Source organism: Vibrio sp. 2132-1, assembly GCF_033344315.1.
This window is the reverse complement of sequence record NZ_JAWPON010000774.1, coordinates 1-535: the sequence shown is the minus strand read 5'-3', so window position 1 is coordinate 535 and position 535 is coordinate 1. Positions and strand designations below refer to the sequence as shown.

General features: G+C 43.6%; 1 protein-coding gene and 1 pseudogene. Both read left to right on the top strand.

What is annotated here, in order from left to right; genetic code table 11:
- Positions 1–240 (top strand): FKBP-type peptidyl-prolyl cis-trans isomerase (locus R8N47_RS27920; RefSeq protein WP_318186449.1); only part of this gene is annotated, 240 nt, incomplete at its 5' end.
- A 138-nt stretch (positions 241–378) separates the two neighbouring features.
- Positions 379–535, top strand: a pseudogene (locus tag R8N47_RS27915) (DUF2780 domain-containing protein); the annotation flags it as partial.

Genomic DNA, 535 nt, shown 5'->3' with positions numbered 1-535 from the left:
CACGGTGAACTAACAGACGGCACAGTATTCGACAGCTCTGTATCTCGCGGCCAACCAGCTGAGTTCCCAGTAACTGGCGTAATTAAAGGTTGGGTTGAAGCTCTACAACTAATGCCTGTAGGTTCTAAGTGGAAACTATACATCCCACAAGACCTTGCGTACGGTGAACGTGGCGCAGGCGCTGCAATCCCTCCATTCGCAGCACTAGTATTCGAAGTTGAGCTACTAGACATTCTATAATTGAGACTTTTCTCAATGACCTACATAAAGCGGCGCATTAGCGCCGCTTTTTTTATAAAATAATAGAAGTTATCAGTCAGATGACCTAAAAAAATAAATACAACAAATAAGTTAAAACGCTCAACCGTCGGAGGTACTATGCGTAAAACTCTCCTAACTTTAGCTCTCCTATCAGTGAATATTGGCAGCGCACATGCGTTTTTGGACACTGTCGTAGATAAGAGCAGCAAAAATGGTCTTATGGATATGGTAAGCCACGGCCTAAATGCAGAATCTTCACCTCTTACTGAGCTAC